19 protein-coding genes are annotated in these 20630 nt (G+C 63.1%); 5 read left to right on the top strand and 14 right to left on the bottom strand.

Translation table 11 applies throughout. From position 1 onward, the window contains the following. Nucleotides 1-302: 302 nt before the first annotated feature. From BLR92_RS18615 to lgt, 4 genes are all read right to left on the bottom strand, one after another. Complete coding sequence (locus tag BLR92_RS18615) at nt 303-1040, bottom strand: ProQ/FINO family protein (protein WP_245704269.1); 738 nt, start codon at nt 1038-1040, stop codon at nt 303-305. A 201-nt stretch (nt 1041-1241) separates the two neighbouring features. Next, nucleotides 1242-1757: a dihydrofolate reductase gene (locus tag BLR92_RS18610; RefSeq protein WP_370659235.1), complete on the bottom strand. Its 516-nt coding sequence runs from the start codon at nt 1755-1757 to the stop codon at nt 1242-1244. A 20-nt stretch (nt 1758-1777) separates the two neighbouring features. Further along, a complete protein-coding gene (locus BLR92_RS18605) occupies nt 1778-2602 on the bottom strand; it encodes a thymidylate synthase (protein WP_089730784.1) in 825 nt (274 codons plus the stop codon). Nucleotides 2603-2621: 19 nt separating this feature from the next. Beyond that, on the bottom strand, nt 2622-3449 hold the full coding sequence (gene lgt, locus BLR92_RS18600; protein WP_089730783.1) for a prolipoprotein diacylglyceryl transferase: 828 nt from the start codon (nt 3447-3449) through the stop codon (nt 2622-2624). 142 nt (nt 3450-3591) lie between these two features. On the opposite strand from lgt, the gene BLR92_RS18595 reads away from it, so the two are divergent. Then, nucleotides 3592-4377, top strand: coding sequence for an NRDE family protein (locus BLR92_RS18595; RefSeq protein WP_089730782.1), 786 nt, complete (start codon nt 3592-3594; stop codon nt 4375-4377). Nucleotides 4378-4410: 33 nt separating this feature from the next. Here BLR92_RS18595 and BLR92_RS18590 read toward each other — a convergent pair whose 3' ends face one another. From BLR92_RS18590 to BLR92_RS18575, 4 genes are all read right to left on the bottom strand, one after another. Next, complete coding sequence (locus BLR92_RS18590; RefSeq protein WP_089730781.1) at nt 4411-4884, bottom strand: RES family NAD+ phosphorylase; 474 nt, start codon at nt 4882-4884, stop codon at nt 4411-4413. After that, nucleotides 4884-5318, bottom strand: a complete 435-nt coding sequence (locus BLR92_RS18585; protein ID WP_089730780.1) for an MbcA/ParS/Xre antitoxin family protein — start codon at nt 5316-5318, stop codon at nt 4884-4886. Before BLR92_RS18585 ends, BLR92_RS18590 begins: the two co-directional genes overlap by 1 nt. 95 nt (nt 5319-5413) lie before the next feature. Continuing rightward, nucleotides 5414-7675 (bottom strand): phosphoenolpyruvate--protein phosphotransferase, encoded by a 2262-nt coding sequence (gene ptsP, locus BLR92_RS18580; protein ID WP_089730779.1) that lies wholly within the window; start codon nt 7673-7675, stop codon nt 5414-5416. A gap of 39 nt (nt 7676-7714) precedes the next feature. Then, nucleotides 7715-8206, bottom strand: coding sequence for an RNA pyrophosphohydrolase (locus BLR92_RS18575; protein ID WP_217636612.1), 492 nt, complete (start codon nt 8204-8206; stop codon nt 7715-7717). Nucleotides 8207-8436: 230 nt separating this feature from the next. Between BLR92_RS18575 and BLR92_RS18570 the strand changes: the two genes are divergently transcribed. The 3 genes from BLR92_RS18570 to BLR92_RS18560 all read left to right on the top strand — a co-directional run bounded on the left by BLR92_RS18570 (nt 8437) and on the right by BLR92_RS18560 (nt 13357). After that, the gene (locus BLR92_RS18570; RefSeq protein ID WP_089730810.1) at nt 8437-9090 is read left to right on the top strand and encodes a histidinol-phosphatase; all 654 of its coding nucleotides are present in this window, start codon (nt 8437-8439) and stop codon (nt 9088-9090) included. A gap of 72 nt (nt 9091-9162) precedes the next feature. Next, entirely contained in the window at nt 9163-10251 is a 1089-nt protein-coding gene (locus BLR92_RS18565; RefSeq protein WP_089730777.1) for an efflux RND transporter periplasmic adaptor subunit, read from the top strand. A 1-nt stretch (nt 10252) separates the two neighbouring features. Next, a complete protein-coding gene (locus tag BLR92_RS18560; protein WP_089730776.1) occupies nt 10253-13357 on the top strand; it encodes an efflux RND transporter permease subunit in 3105 nt (1034 codons plus the stop codon). 100 nt (nt 13358-13457) lie between these two features. On the opposite strand, the gene rsd is transcribed toward BLR92_RS18560, so the two are convergent. The 5 genes from rsd to BLR92_RS18535 all read right to left on the bottom strand — a co-directional run bounded on the left by rsd (nt 13458) and on the right by BLR92_RS18535 (nt 19120). After that, a complete protein-coding gene (gene rsd, locus BLR92_RS18555) occupies nt 13458-13982 on the bottom strand; it encodes a sigma D regulator (protein ID WP_089730775.1) in 525 nt (174 codons plus the stop codon). 96 nt (nt 13983-14078) lie between these two features. Next, nucleotides 14079-14600: a disulfide bond formation protein B gene (locus BLR92_RS18550; protein ID WP_089730774.1), complete on the bottom strand. Its 522-nt coding sequence runs from the start codon at nt 14598-14600 to the stop codon at nt 14079-14081. A gap of 63 nt (nt 14601-14663) precedes the next feature. Further along, a complete protein-coding gene (gshA, locus tag BLR92_RS18545) occupies nt 14664-16268 on the bottom strand; it encodes a glutamate--cysteine ligase (RefSeq protein ID WP_175488853.1) in 1605 nt (534 codons plus the stop codon). A 111-nt stretch (nt 16269-16379) separates the two neighbouring features. Further along, nucleotides 16380-18743 carry a Tex family protein gene (locus tag BLR92_RS18540; RefSeq protein ID WP_089730772.1) on the bottom strand — a complete coding sequence of 788 codons (2364 nt, stop codon included), beginning with the start codon at nt 18741-18743 and terminating at the stop codon, nt 16380-16382. 83 nt (nt 18744-18826) lie between these two features. After that, entirely contained in the window at nt 18827-19120 is a 294-nt protein-coding gene (locus BLR92_RS18535) for a DUF1127 domain-containing protein (RefSeq protein WP_089730771.1), read from the bottom strand. Nucleotides 19121-19238: 118 nt separating this feature from the next. On the opposite strand from BLR92_RS18535, the gene BLR92_RS18530 reads away from it, so the two are divergent. Continuing rightward, complete coding sequence (locus tag BLR92_RS18530; protein WP_089730770.1) at nt 19239-20093, top strand: LysR substrate-binding domain-containing protein; 855 nt, start codon at nt 19239-19241, stop codon at nt 20091-20093. A gap of 4 nt (nt 20094-20097) precedes the next feature. Here BLR92_RS18530 and msrB read toward each other — a convergent pair whose 3' ends face one another. Beyond that, a complete protein-coding gene (msrB, locus tag BLR92_RS18525) occupies nt 20098-20595 on the bottom strand; it encodes a peptide-methionine (R)-S-oxide reductase MsrB (RefSeq protein WP_089730769.1) in 498 nt (165 codons plus the stop codon). Nucleotides 20596-20630 lie beyond the last annotated feature (35 nt).

Below are 20630 nucleotides of genomic sequence, written 5' to 3'. Positions count from 1 at the left end.
ACCCTAGTTCTTTCGTATGACGAAAGAATGACAGGCCGCGAACAGCGTTCATAATGCCAGAGGTTTCAAGGGTTTCAAGTCCGCCCGCGTTAATTAAAAGGGGCTTTGGCCAACGCCCCGCTAACGGAGAGGGAAAGCTAGAAGCTAGAAGCTAGAAGCTAGAAGCTAGAAGCTAGAAGCTAGAAGCTAGAAGCCAAGAATGATCACTGTTCCCTGGTTTTCTTCAAGCCGCGCAGCGGCGTACTTCCAGCTTCCAGCCGCGTAGTGGCGCTCTTCCAGCTTCCGCCGGCGCTACGCGCCGGCTATTGCCGCCCATGTTTAGCCAGCAATTCACTCAGCTTGTGATCCAGACCCACGGACTTTTTCGTCTCGGATTTTTTCGCCGTTGCCTGCGCTTGCTGCTGAGCCTGCAATGACTCCAGCTTCTTGTGGGCATGACGCGCCTCGCCCTCGCTGACCGATCCTGCCGGCTGGCCATCGAGATCGACCCGCTCGGCGCCGACCCGCACGGCCTTGAGATAGCGCGGCAGGTGAACGTAACAGGCCAGCGCCCGGCGAACGAGTTTGTCGGGCCAAGGTTCGCGCGCCACCAGGTCCTCGTGTATGCCGACCTTGAGCGGGCGAGTGTGGCCCTTGAAGAAGGTATCGGTATAGCGCCGATACCACTCATCGAGCAGCGCCTGGGGCGACGGCGCCTCGCCGATTTCCAGGCGACTCTGGGGAGATTCACCGCGAGCATCATCATTGCCAAGGTGGGGAGGCTCTTGCGGTCCGGTGGTTTCGATATCGTCAACCACGGGAGCCGGCGAAACGACACGACGGGGTATCGATCGGGGCAAGGGATAACCGCGTTCGGCGGCACTGCGTGGTGCGATTGGCTCGCGTGGGGAAGTGTCCTGGCGGGCAAGCCGGTCACGCAGTTCGGCGTTCTCGGCTTTCAGCGCAACAAGTTGCCGGCGTAGACTAGCGATTTCATCCAGGCCCTGCTGGGCTCTACGTTCCAACGAGTTAAAAAGCGCTGCAGCGCGTTGCGTCAACAAGGGTCGACCTCCATGAACTCGGCTCGCGTTGCCTTCCATTTCCCACGATTTCAAGCGGCTTTTTATAACTACTTATAACTACGGCACAACGACAGATGCGGCTGCCATCGGTCGCTGTTATTCAACCAGCATTCAACCAGTCTGTGCCAGACTGGCAGCAATGACAAATGTCGGCGAGTGGCGACAGGTTAGCGGGCGCTTTCAGCGCCGCCGATAAGCGACGAAGGCATAGCTTGGCCGTTCTCCGCCGCTTTCTTCACCCACGACTCTTTGCACTTCCTGCCACTGCTCGCCAGCGATCTCGGGAAAATATGCATCGCCTTCAATATCGACATCGACCTCGGTCAAATACAGACGAGAGGCGCTGGGCATGGCCTGGGTGAATATCTCGCCGCCGCCGATCACGGCGATCTCTTCGGCGCCATCGATGGTCGCCTGCCAGTCGGCGAGCGCCAGTGCGCCGGCCAGATCGTGGCAGACTCGCACGCCGTCGTGGGCAAACGCCGTGTCGCGAGTGATGACGATATTCAGCCGCCCCGGCAATGGCCTGCCGATGGACTCGAAGGTCTTGCGCCCCATCACCAGCGGCTTGCCGAGCGTGATGCGCTTGAAGAACTTGAGATCCTCGGGCAGGTACCAGGGCAGTTGGTTGCCGACACCGATCACCCGGTTGCGCGACAGCGCGGCGACCATGGCCACCGGCACCCGCGTATCGATGCGCTCTACAGAGCTCGCACTCATACCGCCACCTCGGCCTTGATGTGGGGGTGGGGGTCGTAGGCGTCGATGGCGATATCCTCGAAGCGGAAGGCAAACAGGTCGCTGATATCAGGGTTGAGCACCAGGCGCGGCGGCGTGCGGGGCACTCGCGACAGCTGCAACTCGGCCTGCTCAAGATGATTGAGATACAGGTGGGCATCGCCGAGGGTATGAACGAACTCACCGGGCGCCAGACCGCAAACCTGCGCGATCATCTGGGTCAGCAGTGCGTAGCTGGCGATATTGAACGGTACGCCGAGGAAGATATCGGCGCTGCGCTGGTAGAGCTGGCACGATAACCGGCCTTCGGCGACATAGAACTGGAACAGCGCATGGCACGGTGGCAAGGCCATTTCGTCGACCAGCGCGGGATTCCACGCCGAGACGATCAGCCGGCGTGAGTCCGGGTTGCGCTTGATCTGCTCGACGACGCCGGCGATCTGATCGACGTGACCGCCGTTGGGGTGCGGCCAGCTACGCCACTGGTAGCCGTAGACGGGGCCGAGATCGCCATTCTCGTCGGCCCACTCGTCCCAGATACGCACGTTGTGCGCCTTGAGATAGGCGATATTAGTGTCACCGCGCAGGAACCACAGCAACTCGTGAATGATCGAGCGCAAATGCAGTTTCTTGGTGGTTACCAGCGGAAAACCCCGCGCCAGATCGAAACGCATCTGCTCGCCGAAAACGCTGCGGGTACCGACGCCGGTACGGTCGGACTTTTCGACGCCGGAATCGAGCACCCGACGCATCAGATCCAGATAGGGTTGCTCAAGAGCGGGTTGTTCAGAAACGGGCTGCATGACCTGGCCTGTTGAGAATTCAGGAAGAAGTGGCATCGGTGGCCTTTTCGGCGTCGTCCACGCGAGCATCGTCGACCGGCTGGCGACGCGACCAGGCGATCAGCATCAGCCCGGCCACGATCATCGGTAGCGACAGCAACATGCCCATGGTCAACCAGTCGAAGGCGATAAAGCCCAACTGCGGGTCGGGCCGGCGCACAAACTCGACCGCGAAACGGAACACGCCATAGAGCACCAGAAACAGGCCGGAAATCATACCGCGCCGACGCGGCTGGCGCGACACCCACCACAGGACCGCGAACATCACCACGCCTTCGAGCGCGAACTCGTAAAGCGCCGATGGGTGGCGTGGCTGTGGTCCCATGCCGGGAAACGCCATCGCCCAGGGCACGTCGGTCACGCGGCCAGGCAGTTCGGTATTGATGAAGTTGCCGATGCGCCCCGCCCCCAGGCCGATGGGTACCAGTGGCGCGACGAAATCCGTCAACTGGAAAAACGCCAGGCCATGTTTGCGGGCGAACAGCAGCGAGGCGATCAACACACCGATCAAGCCGCCATGAAAACTCATGCCGCCATCCCAGATTTGAAACAGCCACAGTGGATTGTCGAGCAGCCGCTCCAGCCCATAGAACAGCGCGTAACCGATGCGCCCGCCGAGCACCACGCCGAGCGCGCCGTAGAACAGCATATCGCCGATGTCGTCCCGGCTCAGGCCAAGCCGGTCGGCGCGCTTGCGCCCCAGCCACCAGGCACCGATAAAACCAATGACATACATCAATCCATACCAGTGTATCTTCAACGGTCCGAGTGCGATGGCCACCGGGTCGATTTGCGGGTAGTCGAGCATGGCGTGTCCTGAAATATAGGGAGATAGACGACAACGCGGGCATCTTGCATCGCGCCGTCAGTCGTCGACAATGGCGAGAGTTTACGTGCCCACCCGCACTCTGTCATGCCAATGGCGGACCGATAGCCGTTAAGGAATGCGCATGTGTCTGATCGTTTTCGACTGGCGCCCCGGCAGTGCCACGCCGCTGCGTCTCGCCGCCAATCGCGACGAGTTCCACGACCGCCCCAGCGCCGCACTCGCCTTGTGGGACGACGCGCCCGAGATTCTCGGCGGTCGTGACTTGCGCGCCGGCGGCACCTGGCTCGCGGCACACACCCAGGGTCGCCTGGCGGCGGTAACCAACGTGCGCGATCCCGAATTCAAGGCGCATGTCGATGGACCCAGCCGTGGCCAATTGGTTCGCGATGCGCTGGAGTGCCAATCACTAGTGGACTGGCTAAACGCCCTGGCCAGAGGCGACGCCGAAAAATATGCCGGCTTCAATCTGCTGGCCAGTGACGGCCACACGCTCTGGCATTTGCATCATGGCCGCGATGCGACCCGCTTGCAGGAAGTCGCCGCTGGATTGCACGGCCTGTCCAATGCCAGCCTGGATACGCCCTGGCCCAAACTGGAGCGTAGCCGCATGCGACTCGGCGAGGCGCTGGCCGATACCGACAGGGACTTCGCCAATGCCGCCTGGGAATTGCTCGCCGACGATCACCGACCGGACGATGCCGTATTGCCGGACACCGGCGTGGGATTGCCGCTGGAGCGGCTGCTCTCCTCGCCGTTCATCATCGGCGACGACTACGGCACTCGCGCCAGCACCTGGGTGGCGTGGCATGCCAGCGGGGAAATCGCCATCGGCGAGCGTCGTTTCGGCCCGGCGGGCCGCCTGTTGGGAGAAACCCGACTCGGGGTAAGTGTTCCTTCAAAGGATTGAGCATCACAATGCCACTAACTCCAAGGCTCGTGGCTACGGCCCCTGAAAGGTCCGCGGGTTATAAATTGCTTCGCGGGTATCAATCAGCATGATCTTATCCACGGCTGGATGCAGAGGATTCACCACGGCGATATTCTCCAGCCCGCCCGGTACCGCACAACTGGGCACCAGCAGGACCAAGGATGCCCTTTGTCTCAGCCAAGCGGTGCCCAGAGCCTGAGTGCTAGCCGGGTAAGGATAGCGATTCCAATCGACGGGAAGCGTCTCCACTTCCCACTGCTCTGAATTGGCGCTTGGCAGCTCATAGATGCCCAGGCGGTAGGACCGAGGAACCAGGCGAGGCGAAGGCAGGTAGTGGCTCATTTCTAGCAAGGCCACGCCGGGAGACGTGGCAAAATACACAACGGGGATGCCGGGCACATTCCATCTAGCCCCGTCCTGATAGCTGCCGCCGGTACCGGAATAGACCTCCAGAAAGCGCTCCGGGGCAATCCGGTACAGACGCATCAGCTGAACTCTCCGAACTCTATTTTACGCAACGCCTCCATGACCATTTTGCGCCCTTGAAAGGTGTCGCTCAGCGCCAACGGTGTTTCGCCGGCGAGTGCCGGAATGGGGCAGGTCAGCCAATCCCGTGTGGTGGCGAGGTCATCGAACACCTCACAGGCATGGTGGAGCATGCGCAGGGTATCGAGAACCTCTTCGCTATCGGCCCGACTCAGGGCCGCGCGCTTGTAGTAGCGATGCAAGTTGCCCGATGTCGTTTCCAGCAGGGTGATGAAAAGCTCACGGAGCTCGCGACTTTCGCCCATGGAGTGAATGGCGTCACGAATGACGACACCCGGCACGCCTCGCCGTACAACACGGATAAATTCGGCTTTATCGTCGAAGACAGAGGGAGGCAGTGACGGGCCAGCTTCCTGGAACTCAACGAAGGACATGTGGCCGACTCCTCGATTACTCGGATATATCGTCCCAGCATACCATCACATAGATGTTTTCAGCACATCAAAACGATGCAATAGTCGCTAGATTCTCAGTCCTTGGGCGGCAACAAGTGGCTTAGCTGCCACTCGCCGAAACGGGCCGCGAGATGCGAGCGAACCGCCGTCGGCGTGGGCAGTTGCAGTGTGTCGTCGACCAGCGTGCGCGCCGCGTCCAGCGAGACGCGGCGGATCGCGGCACGCACCCGTGGCAGGCTCGGAGCGTTCATCGACAGCGCATCGAAACCCATGCCCATCAGCAGCAACGCCCCGCCGGGGTCGCCGGCCAATTCACCGCATACCGAGGTCGGCATGCCCAGCCGTGCCACTTCGTCGGCCAGCCGCGCCAGCGCCGCCAATACCGCCGGGTGACAGGCATCGTACAGATCCGCCACGCGCGGGTTGTTGCGATCGACCGCCAGCAGGTATTGCGTCAGGTCGTTGCTGCCCACCGAGAAGAAATCGACGCGCGCCGCCAAGGCTTCGAGCTGATACAGCGTCGCCGGCACTTCGATCATCACGCCGACCAGCGGGCGCTCGAGCGCGATGCCTTCCTCGGCCAGTTCGACCAGCGCGCGATCCAGCAAGCGCAGCGCGGCATCGACCTCGTCGACATTGGTGATCATCGGCAGCAGAATCTGCAGGTTCCCCAGGCCATCCGAGGCACGCAGCATGGCGCGCAATTGCACCATCAGCACCTCGGGGTGATCCAGCGTCACGCGAATGCCACGCCAGCCGAGAAACGGGTTGGCTTCGTGGATGGGGAAATACGGCAGGTCCTTGTCGCCGCCGATATCCAGGGTGCGCATCACCACCGGCAGCGGGGCGAAACTCTCGAGCTGATCGCGATACAGCCGCGCCTGCTCCTGCTCGCCGGGAAAGCGCTCGGCGATCATGAACGGCACTTCGGTACGATACAGCCCCACCCCGCTGATTCTCGGCTTGAGCAGCGCCACGGCGTCCACCGCCAGGCCGGTATTGACCATCAACGGCATGGCATGACCGTCGGGCGTTTTGCTGGGCAGGTGCTGCTCGTGTTCGAGCACCTCGGCCAGCGCCTGCTCTTCGGCGATCATGCTCCGGTAGCGATCGACCAGATCGTCGTCGGGACGCACGAACAACCGACCGCGATGACCATCGAGAATCACCGGCGCGCCGTTGAGGCGCGGTAGCGGCAGGTCGATCATGCCCAATACGGTGGGAATGCCCATCGCCCGGGCGAGAATCGCCACGTGCGAGGTGCTCGAACCGCTGATCGACACCAGACCGGCCAGCCTGTCGCGGGGCACTTCACCGAGCATGGCCACGCTGATCTCGTCGCCGACCAGGATGCAGCGCTCGGGGAAAGTATCGGGACCGCGCGGGTCCTCTTCCTGTAGATGCGCCAGCACCCGCCGGCCAAGGTCGCGAATGTCCGCCGCCCGCTCGCGCAGATAATTGTCGTCGACCCGTTCGAGGTATTGCACATGGCGGCGCACCACGTCGGCCAGCGCGCCCGGCGCCCACTGCCCCTCGCGGATGCGTTTCTCGACCTCCTGACCGAGCGCGGCATCGGCCAGCATCTGTTCGTAAACGTCGAACAGCGCCAACTCCTGACTGGAAATGCGGCTGGCCAGGCGCGCGCCCGCGCTGCGGATTTCGTGGCGCACCCGGTCGATGGCTTCGCTCAGCCGGCGAACCTCGTAATCCATGTCAGTGGGAATCAGGTCCGGCACGTTATCCAGATCGGCGAGCGGCGCGATCACCACCGCCTCGCCGATGACCATTCCCGGCGAGGCGGCGACGCCGGTGAAGGTTGCCCTGCCGTCGGCACGGGCCAGCCGGTTGACGGTGCCGGTGGCGAGAGCGTGCGCCAGCACGCCGGCCAATTGCGCGGCCATGGTCACCAGGAAGGCTTCATCGCCTTCGTCGTAGCGCCGCTTGTCCTGCTGCTGCACGACCAGCACGCCGAGCATGCGTCGCTGGTGGATGATCGGCACGCCGAGGAAACTCGAGAAACGCTCCTCGCCGGTTTCCTCGAAGTAGCGGAACTGCGGATGCGCCGGCGCATCCTCGAGATTGAGCGGCTCCTCGCGCTGCCCCACCAGACCCACCAGACCCTCGCCGAGGCTCAGGGCCACCTGACCCACGGCCTGGGTGTGCAGGCCGATGGTGTCCATCAGTACCAGTCGGTCGCTCGCGGCGTCGAACAGGTAGATGGAGCAGACATCGGTACGCATCGCTTTGCGGATGCGGCGCACCATGGTGGCCAGCGCGGCATCGAGGCTGCGCGCTTTATTGACCTCCTGGACGATGCGACGTAGAACATCGAGCATGGCGTTCTTCTTATAGTGATGAATAGGGAAGCTGGCGGCTCAGCCGTCGCCCTGGGCCAGGCGCTGCACGCGAGGCGCCAGTTCACGCAAGGCGCGGCGATAGACCTCGCGCTTGAAAGGCACCACCTGGCCCAGCGGGTACCAGTAGCTGACCCAGCGCCAGCCGTCGAATTCCGGTTTGGGCGTGGTATCCATGCAGACCCGGCTATCCTGGCAGCGAATCCGCAGTAGAAACCACTTCTGTTTCTGGCCGATGCACACCGGCCGCGATTGCGTTCGTATCATGCGTCGTGGCAGACGGTAGCGCAGCCACCCACGGGTACAGGCCAGCACGTCGACATCCTCGGGAGTCAGGCCGATTTCCTCTTCCAACTCCCGGTAAAGTGCCTGTTGCGGCGTCTCGTCCGACTTGATGCCTCCCTGGGGGAATTGCCACGCATTTTGCCCTACCCGACGCGCCCACAGCAGCTGGCCCTCGTGGTTGGCAATGATGATGCCAACATTGGGGCGGAAGCCGTCAGCGTCGATCACGGGCTTCACCTTAATTAAACGAATATTGGGACCATTCTTCCACAAAGCCGGAAAGCGCATCAATACAGCAATGCGACATGCCGCGGTTCCTGCGCCACGCGCGAACCGCAGCCGTGTGTTCATTGTCGGATAGCTCTGCAATAATTGCCTATTTTCCACCGTCCGCCGTGTATCGCTTATACAGGCTGCATCGATACAGATTGGCTTATCCACAGCATGGGGAGCGCGCCTTGAGCCTGGCCATCTTCGATCTCGACAACACGCTGATATCCATCGACAGCGATCATGCCTGGGGCCAGTTTCTGGTCGAACAGGGCGTGGTCGACCCGGTCGGCTATCGCCAGGCCAACGAGAAGTTTCTCAAGGACTACCAGGCGGGCACCCTGGATATTCATGCCTACCTGGCCATGGTGCTCGAACCGCTGGCGGCCAACCCACCCGAGCGACTGGCGGCCTGGCATCGTCGGTTCATGGCCAGCAAGATCGAGCCGCACATTCTGGCCAAGGGCGAGGCGCTGCTGGCCGAGCATCGCTCGCGCGGCGACACGCTATTGATCATTACCGCCACCAACCGCTTCGTGACCGGCCCGATCGCCAAGCGCCTGGGTGTCGATGAATTGATCGCCGTCGACCCGGAGATGGTCGAAGGCCGCTATACCGGACGCGTCAGCGGCACGCCGAGTTTCCGCGAGGGCAAGGTAGCGCGGCTGCAGGAGTGGCTGGCCGAGAAGCAGATCGGTCTCGACGGGGCCTGGTTCTATAGCGATTCGCTCAATGATCTGCCGCTACTCGAGAGGGTCGACAATCCGGTCGCGGTGGACCCGGACGACACGCTAAGGCACGAGGCCGAGACACGTGGCTGGCCAATTATAAGCTTACGTTGAATCTTCACATCGCCGATGTAAAAGTCGGATATTTTCGTCAGCGCCTTTCGTCTCACCATCATGGATGCCTCGATGCGATCGAAACTCTCATTATCGCCCGCCATGATCGCCTTGCTGCTGGGCGTGGCCCTGCTCGTCTGGCTAGTATTGGGCGATATGCAAGGCTTCCGCGATCAGCCTCCCGAGGCCGACGAACCGCATGGCGGAGCGCTGCCGAGTGTCGAGGTTCGCCTATCCAGGGCGCAGCGATACACGCCGCACCTGGTGCTTCAGGGGCAACTCGAGCCGCGCCGCTCGGTGGTGCTGCGTGCCCACCATGCCGGCAGTGTCGTCGCCCTGCCCCAGCCACTCGGCGCGCGGGTCGAAGCTGGTGACTTGCTGCTCGAAATCGACGCCAAAGACCTGCCTGCCCAACTCGCCCGCGCCGAGGCCGAACTCGCATTGCGCCAGGCGGAACTCAATGGCGCCCAGCGATTGCGCGAGCGCAACCTGGTGTCGGACAACGAAATACTGCGCCTGGAAAGCGAACTAGCCGCAACCCGCGCCGAGCTTGCCAGCCTGCGCGAAACACTGGCCGACACGCGCCTAAAAGCGCCCTTCGACGGCATGCTCGACCAGCTCGACGTCGAACTCGGTGAATTCGTTCAGGTCGGCGATGAGATCGGCATGCTGGTCGAGACCGACCGGCTTACTGCCTCCGCCTGGGCACCCCAACGCCGCGCCCCGGCGCTCACCGAGGGGCTGCCGGTCACGGTGACACTGCTCGACGGTCGTGAATTGCAGGGTGAGGTCAGCTTCGTTTCCAGCAGCGCCAACACCGATACCCGCAGCTACGCCCTCGAGGTGGATATCGCCAATCCCGAGCATCTGCGCATCGCCGGCGCCAGCGCGACGCTCGAGATCGCCCTGCCGGCAAGCCAGGCGCACCGGCTTTCACCGGCGCGACTGGTACTCAACGACCAGGGCCAACTGGGCGTCAAGCACGTCGACGACGACAATCGGGTGCGCTTCAGCCCGGTCACTCTGCTGAGTGCCGATGCGACCCATGCCTGGGTCAGCGGCCTGCCCGACCGGGTGCGACTGATCACCCTCGGCGGCGGCTTCGTCAAGCTCAATCAGCAGGTCGCGGCGGTGAACATCGACGATCGGGAAGCTGGTTGAGATGCGCACGCTGATCGAGGCGGCGCTCGACCGCACCCGCACGACCCTGCTGCTGCTGGCGTTCTTGCTGATCGCCGGCAGTGCGGCCTACCAGGCGATTCCCAAGGAATCCAATCCCGACGTCGTCATCCCAATGATCTACGTGTCGCTGGTTCTCGAAGGCGTGAGCCCCGAGGATGCCGAACGACTGCTGATCCGGCCGATGGAGCAGGAGCTGCGCAGTATCCCGGGCGTGGAGCAAATGTCCGCCCAGGCCAGTGAAGGCTATGCCTCGATCACGCTGGAGTTCGATGCCGGCTTCGACCCGCAGCGCGCCCTGGCCGACGTTCGCGAAAAGGTCGATATCGCGCGCGCCTCGCTACCCGAGGAAGCCGAAGAGCCACGCGTCATGGAAGTCAACGTGGCGCTGCTGCCGGTGCTTTCGATAGGCCTTTCGGGGCCGCTGTCCATCAACGAATTGATGACAGTCGCCCGGGAGTTGCAGGACGCCATCGAGGGTATCCCGCAGGTCCTGGAAGTCGATATCGCCGGCGAACGCGAGCCGCTGTTGGAGATCGTCGTCGACCCGCTGGTATTGCAAAGCTATGGCGTCGATTTCGACACCTTGCTCAACCTGGTGTCGCGCAATAACCGCCTGGTGGCGGCGGGCAGCCTCGACAACGGCGCCGGACGCCTGGCCATCAAGGTACCCGGCGTCATCGAGAACATCGATGACATGCTCAACATGCCGGTAAAGGTCGATGGCGACCGCGTGGTCACGTTCGGCGACGTGGCAATGATCCAGCGCACGTTCAAGGACCCCTCCGGCTACGCGCGCATCAACGGCCAGCCGGCGTTGGTGCTGGAAGTCTCCAAGCGTGCCGGGGCCAATATCATCGCCACCATCGATTCGGTCAAGGCGCTGCTGGCGAGCGCCGAGCCCCGACTGCCCGAAGCGCTCGACGTGCGCACCATCATGGACCAGTCGACCGACGTCAAGGCCATGCTCGACGAGTTGCTGAACAATGTCATGGCCGCTGTCGTCCTCGTGCTGATCGTGATTCTTGCCACCATGGGGTTGCGTTCGGCGCTGCTGATCGGCCTGACCATACCCGGCGCCTTCCTTGCCGGCATTCTGATGATCTGGGCAGTCGGCTATACCCTCAATATCGTGGTGCTGTTTGCACTGATTCTGGTCGCCGGCATGTTGGTCGACGGCGCCATCGTGGTCGGCGAGCAGGCCGACCGTTACCTGGCCGACGGGCTGTCGAGCCACGATGCCTGGGCCGGCGCCGCAGGTCGCATGGCCTGGCCGGTGATCTCCTCCACCGCCACAACAATTGCGGTTTTCATCCCGCTGCTGTTCTGGCCCGGCGTGGTCGGCGAGTTCATGAAGTACCTGCCGGCCACGGTCATACTCTGCCTGCTCGCCTCATTGGCCATGGCGCTGGTTTTCCTGCCCACGCTGGGCAACCTGCTCAGTCGCGGTCAGCCACGTGGGGACCCTCAGACCACCAAGGGTGGACGGCTCTATCGGCGCACTCTGGCCAGTCTGCTGCGCCACCCAGGGCTAACCTTGATCGGCGCGCTGCTGCTGATGGCGCTGATCTATGCCGGCTATGCGCGCTTCAATCATGGCGTCGAATTCTTTCCGTCGGTGGAGCCCGATAGCGCCCAGGTACTGGTGCGAGCGCGCGGCGACCTGTCGATCGAGGAAAAGGATGCCGTAGTAAAACGCGTCGAAGCGCGACTCATGGGCATGAGCGAAGTCAAGGCGCTCTATGCGCGCTCGTTCGCCATCACCAGCGAGCAGTCGGAGTTGGGCTCCGATGTCATCGGACAACTCACTTTCCAACTGATCGACTGGCACAAGCGCCGCCCGGCCGACGAAATTCTTGCCGACATGGCCGAGCGCACCGCCGATATTCCCGGTATTCGCCTGGAATTTCGCGAGCAGGAGCAAGGCCCTGTCGGCGGCAAGCCGATCCAGCTCGAGATCAGCGCTCGCGATCCGACACGCATCGGCCCGGCCGTCGACCAGCTACGCGACGCCATGCAGCGTCTCGGCGGGTTCACCGCTATCGAGGACAATCGCAGCTTGCCCGGCGTGGAATGGCGACTGCTGGTCGACCGCGAAGCGGCGGCGCGTTTCGGTGCCGATGTCGCGACCATCGGTAGCGCCGTGCAATTGGTGACAAGGGGTTTGCAAATCGCCACCTACCGCCCCCAGGATGCCAACGACGAGGTCGATATCCGGGTGCGCTTGCCCAGTGCCTGGCGCAGCCTCGACCAGCTCGAGCGACTGACGATCCACACCGATCGCGGCCAGGTACCGATCAGCCAGTTCGTCACGCTCGAGCCCGCGCCCAAGGTCAGCACGCTGCACCGCGTCGACGGTCAGCGCACCATCACCCTGCAAGCCGATGTGGCGCCCGGCTACCAGGTCGATGAACGGCTAAGAGCGCTCGGCGAAGCATTTACGGCACTGCCCGAAGGGGTCAGCGTCGACTTCGCCGGCGAACAGGAAGACCAGGCCGAGACCAGCCAATTCCTGCTGACTGCCTTTGGCGTATCGATCTTCCTGATGGCGATTATCCTGGTCACCCAGCTCAACAGCCTCTACCAGGCGGCGCTGGTTCTCTCGGCCATCGTGTTTTCCACCGCCGGGGTGCTATTGGGCCTGTTGATCAACAATCAGCCGTTCGGCATCGTCATGGTGGGCATGGGCATCATCGCCCTCGGCGGTATCGTGGTGAACAACAACATCATCCTGATCGACACCTACAACCAGTTACGCGGCGAGGGTGTGAGCGCCTTCGAGGCGGCGCTGGAAGCCGGCGGCAGGCGCCTGCGCCCCGTGCTGCTGACGGCGATCACCACCATTCTCGGGTTGATTCCCATGGTGCTTGGCGTGAATGTCGACCTGCTCGCTCCCAGCCTCGGCTGGGGCGCGCCATCGACCCAGTGGTGGACCCAACTCTCGAGCGCCATCGCCGGCGGGTTGGGCTTCGCCACCGGCCTGACCCTGCTGCTGACCCCCTGCATGCTGCTGCTCGGCGCGCGTTGCAGCGAGCGTCTGTTGCGCTGGCTGCCGCGCCGCAAGCCGGCTGGCGAATCGCCAAGGTAGTGAGCCAGCCCACCGGCGCATCAACGAAACGCCCCGCAACGAGCGCATCGTTGCGGGGCGTTTGCGCCAGACTGGTTGACTCGGCTTCTGTTGTCGTCGCCTAGCTTCTGCCTCGAGCCGGTGTGGCGGCCGCGTGGGGCGCGGACTGAGCGGCGGGTGGCGGCGAGTGGGCCGCGTGCAGCCGACCGATCAGCTGATCTTCCAGCGCGAAACGCTCGGTCAATGCCTTGCCCAGACGCTCGAGCCAGGCCGGCAGGCGGAACACATAATGCTGGCAACGCGTGGGCGTCGAGAAATCGTTGTCGAAGTCGAGCACCAGTTGGGTGGACATCTCCAGACGCTCGAGCAGTTTATCGGCCACGGCCAATGCCTCGTGGTCGTTGAAGGCCGCCGCCTCCTCGCGTAGCTGCGGGTAAATCTCGAAATGCCCGGCGCTGATGTAATCCATCAGCAACTCGCTGAAACGATCGATGCGCTCCTTGGTCACCACTTCAGGATCGGCATCGCAGGCTTCCTGCAGCTCCATGAAGGCGACCAGCATTTCGCGACGCTCGTCGAACCAGCGGTCGATCAACCGGTGAACGCCACCCCAGCGTTCCTGGGCAGTCTTGCATTCTTCCAGCATTGTGGCCGCAGCCTCCCTCGGTGCCCTTCTCAAGCGGACACTCAGCGTCACTCCAAGCGTGCCGAGTGTCAATCCCGTAACGCACGAAATATTGCCTCAACGACGGGTAGCGCCGCATAGTTCTCGTAGAATCAACATGATGGGAATGATGGCGAGAATCACGAAACCGAGCAGCGTCCACTGCGGCAACGTCACGCCCAACCACGCCCCCTTGACCTCGGCACACTCGCCGGAGCCCGATAGCACGCGCGAGAGCACGTCCCACATCGGCAGCACTTCCATCATGTAATCGAGCCCCGGGCCGCAACTCGGCACTTCATCGGCCGGCAGCGACTGCAACCATACATGACGACCCGCCACGCCGATGCCCCCGCCCACGGCGGCCAATCCCAGAACACCATAAGCGGCGCCGCCGCGACCGCGTGGATTATGGATGGCGGCAATCAAAAATACCGCCGCCGCCGCCAGCACCGCCACGCGCTGGAATATGCACAGTGGGCAGGGCGTAAGCCCCGCGACGTATTGCAGCGCCAGTGCCACGCCCATCATCAGCGCACAGAACGCCAGGCCGACCAGGCTCCATTGGCGCACGCTCGCGCCGCTCAGGGTGGACCGCATCAATAGAATCTCCGTCGCAAAAGAAGTGCGGCCCACCGTTGTGGGCCGTCGGGATCGAAAGGATCAGACCGCTTGCGTGGCGCGAGGTTCGCGGGCGCGCGCGAAATAGGCCTCGAGAAACTCGCCGAAGCTATCGATATCACCGGCTTCGATATCGCCCTGCTGCTGGTGCGAGGTCTCGGTGAGCTGGCTGAACAACGCATCGCGGGCACGATCCATCGGCTCATCGCGGAACCGTTCGGCCTGGCCCCGCGCCAGTTCCAGCGTGTAATCGACGAATTCGCTACCACTTTCTTGCAAGGCCGCCAATAGCCGCCCCGAGGGCGTCTGGCCAGGATCATTCAGGCGCGGCGCCAGGGCATCGATCGCCGCGACATGAGCATCGCTGGCATCGCCGATATCGAGCAACGCCGCGACTTCGCGCAATTCGGCGAAGATTTCCCCGGCGCGCTCGGCGAGACGGCGCTCGCGCCCGTCCACGGCAAGACCCAAGGCCGGATCGCGCCCGAACTCGACCACTGCCTGGCGGTTGTCGTCAAGACGATCGCACTCCTCGTCGGGAATCCAGGGGCTTTCCGAGAGCAGGCACCACAGCAGGAACGTATCGAGAAAGCGCATCTGGGTTTCATCGATGCCCAGCGACAGGAAGGGATTCAGGTCGAGGCAGCGCACTTCGATGTACTCGACCCCGCGCGCCTCGAGCGCCTGACTCGGCGTCTCGCCGTGGCGCGCCACGCGTTTGGGCCGGATGTCGCTGTAATACTCGTTCTCGATCTGCAGGATATTGGCATTGAGCTGACGCCAATCGCCATCGACGTTGACGCCAAGGCTTTCATAGTTCGGCCAGGGCGTGCTGATCGCGTGGCGCAGTGTGCCCACATAATTGGATAGCGAATTGAAGCAGATCTTGAGTTGCGCCTGAACCTTGTTCTGATAGCCCAGATCGGACATGCGCAGACTGGTGGCATAAGGCGAGACCAGCGTGTCGCGGGCATGGGCGCGCAACTTGCCCGGCGAGGCACCGGCCAGAAAGCTGCGATCCAGCGCCGGCGAGGCGCCGAACAGATACAGCAGCAGCCAGCTATTGCGACGGAAGTTGCGAATCAGGTCGAAATAGCGTGCCGAGCGGAAACCATCAATGCTTTTGCCATCGCCATCGTTCTCCAGCGCATGCAGCAACGGCCAGAAGTTCTCGGGCAACGAGACGTTGTAATGAATCCCGGCGATCGATTGCATGATGCGCCCGTAGCGCACGTCCAACCCCTTGCGATAGACGTGCTTCATGGTGCCGACATTCGAGCTGCCGTAATCGGCGATCGGCACGCTAGCGTTGCCGTTCAGCCGGCTGGGCATGCTCGCCGGCCAGATCAGCTCATCACCCAGGTGACGATAACTGAAACGGTGCAGGTCGCCGAGAAATTCCAGCGCATCCCTGGGGCGGCAATACACCGGCGTGATGTATTCGAGCAGCGCCTCGGAGTAATCGGTGGTGATATGCGGATGCGTCAGCTTGGAGCCCAACGCCCGCGGGTGCGGTGTTTGGGCGATGTTGCCCAGGCCATCGACACGCAGGCCTTCCTTTTCGATGCCGCGACGCAGACGGCCCATCAGGCCCTGACGGGCCGGACCCTTGAGCCGCGCGATGGTGTTGACGAGTTGCTCGGACAAGATGAACACCCCTGGTTGAAGGCGGTTCGCCGGCGCGCGGCACGGCGGTCGATAATCATCAGATTATGGTGACGGAAACGGTCCTTTCAAGACTAACGGTTTCGCACGCTCTTAGCTTTTCTTGCGGGCTTTCAACAACGCCTCGCCCAAGGCGCCCATCTGGCCGCCTTGCGATCGGGCGCCACGCTCTGCATTGCCGCGCCCTCCATTGCTACCATCATGCCGCCGCGGCTTGTCGCGCCCAGCATTTCTATGGCCCTTGCCAGCGGTCGACTTGCCACCGCGTGCCTCGGGGTCGTCACTCAAACGCATCGACATGCCGATCCGCTTGCGCTCGATGTCGACTTCCATGACCTTGACCTTGACGATATCACCGGCCTTGACCACCTGGCGCGGGTCGTCGACGAACTTGTCGGAGAGCGCCGAGATATGCACCAGGCCATCCTGGTGCACGCCGACATCGACGAAGGCGCCGAAGTGAGTGACGTTGGTCACCGTGCCTTCGAGGATCATGCCCGGCTCCAGGTCGCTGAGCTTCTCGACGCCCTCGCGAAACTCGGCGGCACGAAACTCGGGGCGCGGGTCCCGCCCGGGCTTGTCGAGCTCCTTGAGAATGTCACTGACCGTCGGCACGCCGAAGGTGTCGTCGACATAGTCGGCGGGCTTGAGGGTCTTGAGGAAGGCACCGTCGCCGATCAGGCTGGCAAGCTCACGCCCGCCTCGCTCGGCGATGCGCGCCACCACCGGATAGGCTTCGGGATGCACCGCGCTGGCATCGAGCGGATTGTCACCGTTCATGATGCGCAGGAAACCGGCGCACTGCTCGAAGGTGCGCGGCCCAAGTCGGCCGACCTCGAGCAACTCACGACGGTTGCGAAACGGCCCCTCGGCATTACGCCGCAGGACGATATTCTCGGCCAGGGCCGGGGTGAGCCCGGAAACCCGCGCCAGCAGCGCGCCCGATGCCATGTTGAGATCCACCCCCACGGCGTTGACGCAATCCTCGATTACCGCTTCCAGACTGCGAGAGAGCTGCAATTGCGAAACGTCGTGCTGGTACTGGCCCACGCCGATCGACTTGGGCTCGATCTTGACCAGTTCGGCCAGCGGGTCCTGCAAGCGCCGGGCAATGGACACCGCGCCACGGATGGTCACGTCGAGATCGGGAAACTCCCTGGCGGCAAGCTCCGATGCCGAATACACCGAAGCCCCGGCCTCGCTGACCATGACCTTGGCTAGCTTGCGTGGCGCCAGCCTTTTAACCAGTTCGCCGGCCAGCTTGTCGCTCTCGCGGCTGGCGGTGCCGTTGCCGATGGCGATCAGTGTCACATCGTGCTTCTCGACCAGCTTGGCCAGCGTCGCCAGCGCCTCGTCCCAGCGCTTTTGCGGGGCATGCGGATAGATGACGGCGTGATCGAGAAACTGGCCGGTGGCATCGACCACCGCGATCTTGCAGCCGGTGCGAAGGCCGGGGTCCAGCGCCAGCGTGGCCTTGGGCCCGGCGGGCGCGGCCAACAACAGATCCTCGAGGTTGGCGGCGAACACGCCGATCGCCTCGAGTTCGGCGCGCTCGCGCAGCTGCCCCATCAACTCGGTCTCGATATGCGTGTAGAGCTTGACCCGCCAGGTCCAGCGCACCACTTCGCGCAGCCAGCGATCCGCCGCGCGGCCGTCGCTTGCGAGATCGATGGAAAAATGCCGCGCGATGGCGACCTCGGCGGGATGAATCGGCGCCTCGTCCTCGCCCGGCAACTTGATCGCCAGACCCAGCACGCCTTCGTTGCGACCACGAAACATCGCCAGCGCACGGTGCGATGGCACCTTGGCCAATCGCTCGTCGTGCTCGAAATAATCGGCGAACTTGGCGCCCTCCTGCTGCTTGCCATCGATCACCCGCGCGCTGAGCAGCCCTTCGTCCCACAAGCGCCCGCGCAATCGGCCGACCAGTTCGGCATCCTCGGCGAAACGCTCCATGAGTATCTGCTTGGCGCCGTCGAGCGCCGCCTTGGCATCCCCCACCCCCTTGTCGGCATCGACGTAGCCGGCGGCGATGGCCTGCGGGTCCAGCGTCGGATCGCCAAGCAGCGCATCGGCGAGCGGTTCGAGCCCTGCCTCGCGAGCTATCTGCGCCTTGGTGCGGCGCTTCTTCTTGTACGGCAGGTACAAGTCTTCCAAGCGCTGCTTGGTATCGGCCTCGCGAATCAGCGCGGCGAGTTCATCGCTGAGCTTGCCCTGCTCGTCGATACTGGCGAGCACCGCCTCGCGGCGCTCCTCCAGTTCACGCAGATAGCGCAGCCGCTCTTCCAGCGAACGCAACTGGCTATCGTCGAGACCGCCGGTGACTTCCTTACGATAGCGAGAGATAAAGGGCACGGTGGCACCGCCATCGAGCAGTTCCACCGCCGCCGCCACCTGATTGGGGCGAACGGCGAGTTCTTCGGCGAGGCGCTGGGTTATCTGTGTCTGTGCGTCCATGGAATCCTTGGCGATCAAACGACAAAAGTTCGCGACAAGGTATCATAAAGCCCGCCGTGGGCGCAGCGGCGGGCATGGTTCACTCAGCGACGCCAGCCGACATCGTCCCAGAACGGGCGACTCGCCTCCCGCGAGACATCGGCGCGCGACAGGCCGATATCCTTGAGCATCGCATCGCTGAGCCGCCAAAGCTGCCGGCGCTCATGATGCAGTTGCTGCCAGCGCTGGATGCGCGTCCAGACGCGGCGGGCCCAGCCCAGGCGCTTTTCGACCTCGGCGCCACGGACATCGAGTTCAGCGCCATGAGCACCCGCGTTCACCAAGGAACCTGAAAGGGCTTTCGATACGGCATTGATTGAAGCATTGAATAAAGCCATGACTGCTCCCTCACATGAGTTCAACTTACGTTCAGTGGAGGAAGTGTCGGCCTCGGTCTAAAATCAATCCAACGAATGTTTCTGATACAAAACATCAAATCAACTGATGGAACCCGACATGTTTCAGACCATCGATCACGAACTGCTGCGCACCTTCGTCGCCATCGCCGATCATGGCGGCTTCACCCGCGCCGCACAGGCCGTCAATCGCACCCAGTCGGCGGTCAGCATGCAGATCAAGCGACTCGAGGAAGACGTGATCCAGCGCCCGTTGTTCGAGCGCAACGGCCGTTTGATGCATCTGACCAGCGAGGGCAACACCCTGCTCGGCTATGCGCGGCGCATACTCGAGTTGCACGGCGAAGCGCTCAATGTACTGCGCCAGCCGGATATGGTGGGGCGAGTCAGAATCGGCGTGCCCGACGACTATGTGATGCGCTTTTTGCCGGGCATCCTCAAGTCGTTTTCCCAGGCCTGGCCGATGATCGATATCGAGGTGCATTGCGAACCCTCGTCGCAATTGCTGTCGCGCCAGGACGGCAGCCTGGATTTGAGCATCGTGACCCGCGAAGTCGGTCACGAAATCGGCGAGATTCTGCGCCAGGACGCCACGGTATGGGTGGTGGCCGATAGCCATGCCCCCTACCAGCAGGACCCGCTGCCGCTAGCGCTGTTCGACGAACCCTGCTTCTGTCGGCGACATGCCTGCAACGCGCTGGCGCGCGCCGGGCGCCAATACCGCGTCGCCTACAGCAGCCCGAGCCTGGCGACGCTGCAAGCCGTGGTCGGCGCGGGGCTGGCCGTATCGGCCTGGATGAAGAGCCTGGTCGTGCCGGGCATGCGCATTCTTGGCGAGGCCGACGGTTTCCCGCCGCTGCCCGATTCATCGATCGTGCTGCTGCGCACGCCACAGGCACAATCGCCGGTCATCGATTGCCTGGCCAGTCATATCATCGAGGGGTTCCGCGCATGACGGCTCAGGCAGGCACGAAGGTCAACGCCAGGCCGTTATTGCACCAGCGCAGGCCGGTGGGTTCGGGGCCGTCCTCGAAGATATGGCCCTGATGCCCGCCGCAGCGCGCGCAGTGATATTCGGTTCGCGGGAACAGCAGCACGAAGTCGAGCTCGCTGAGCAGGTGCCCTTCGATATGGGCGTAGAAGCTCGGCCAGCCGGTACCGGAATCGTACTTGGTCTCGCTGGAGAACAGTGGCAGGTCGCAACCCGCACAGCGGTATTCACCCTTGCGTTTCTCCGCATTCAATGGGCTACTGCCGGCGGATTCGGTGCCAGCCTCGCGCAGAATATGGAATTGCTCCGCCGTGAGGCGCTCGCGCCATTGCTCCTCGCTCAGTTCCAATGGCTCGATATCCGACGCAGCGGTGAGTTCGAGCTTGGGTCGGGCCGCGGCGACACCGGGTAGCAACCCGGCCAATCCACCGGCGCCCAGCAGGCCCAAAAAGTGACGTCGTTGCATGACGGTTCTCCAGGGTTCGACACGACGCGCGTCGT

Origin of the sequence: Modicisalibacter muralis (genome assembly GCF_900102945.1) — a bacterium.
Lineage (GTDB): Bacteria > Pseudomonadota > Gammaproteobacteria > Pseudomonadales > Halomonadaceae > Modicisalibacter > Modicisalibacter muralis.
The sequence above is the reverse complement of the archived record's forward strand: the minus strand, read 5'-3'. Positions and strand labels throughout refer to the sequence as shown.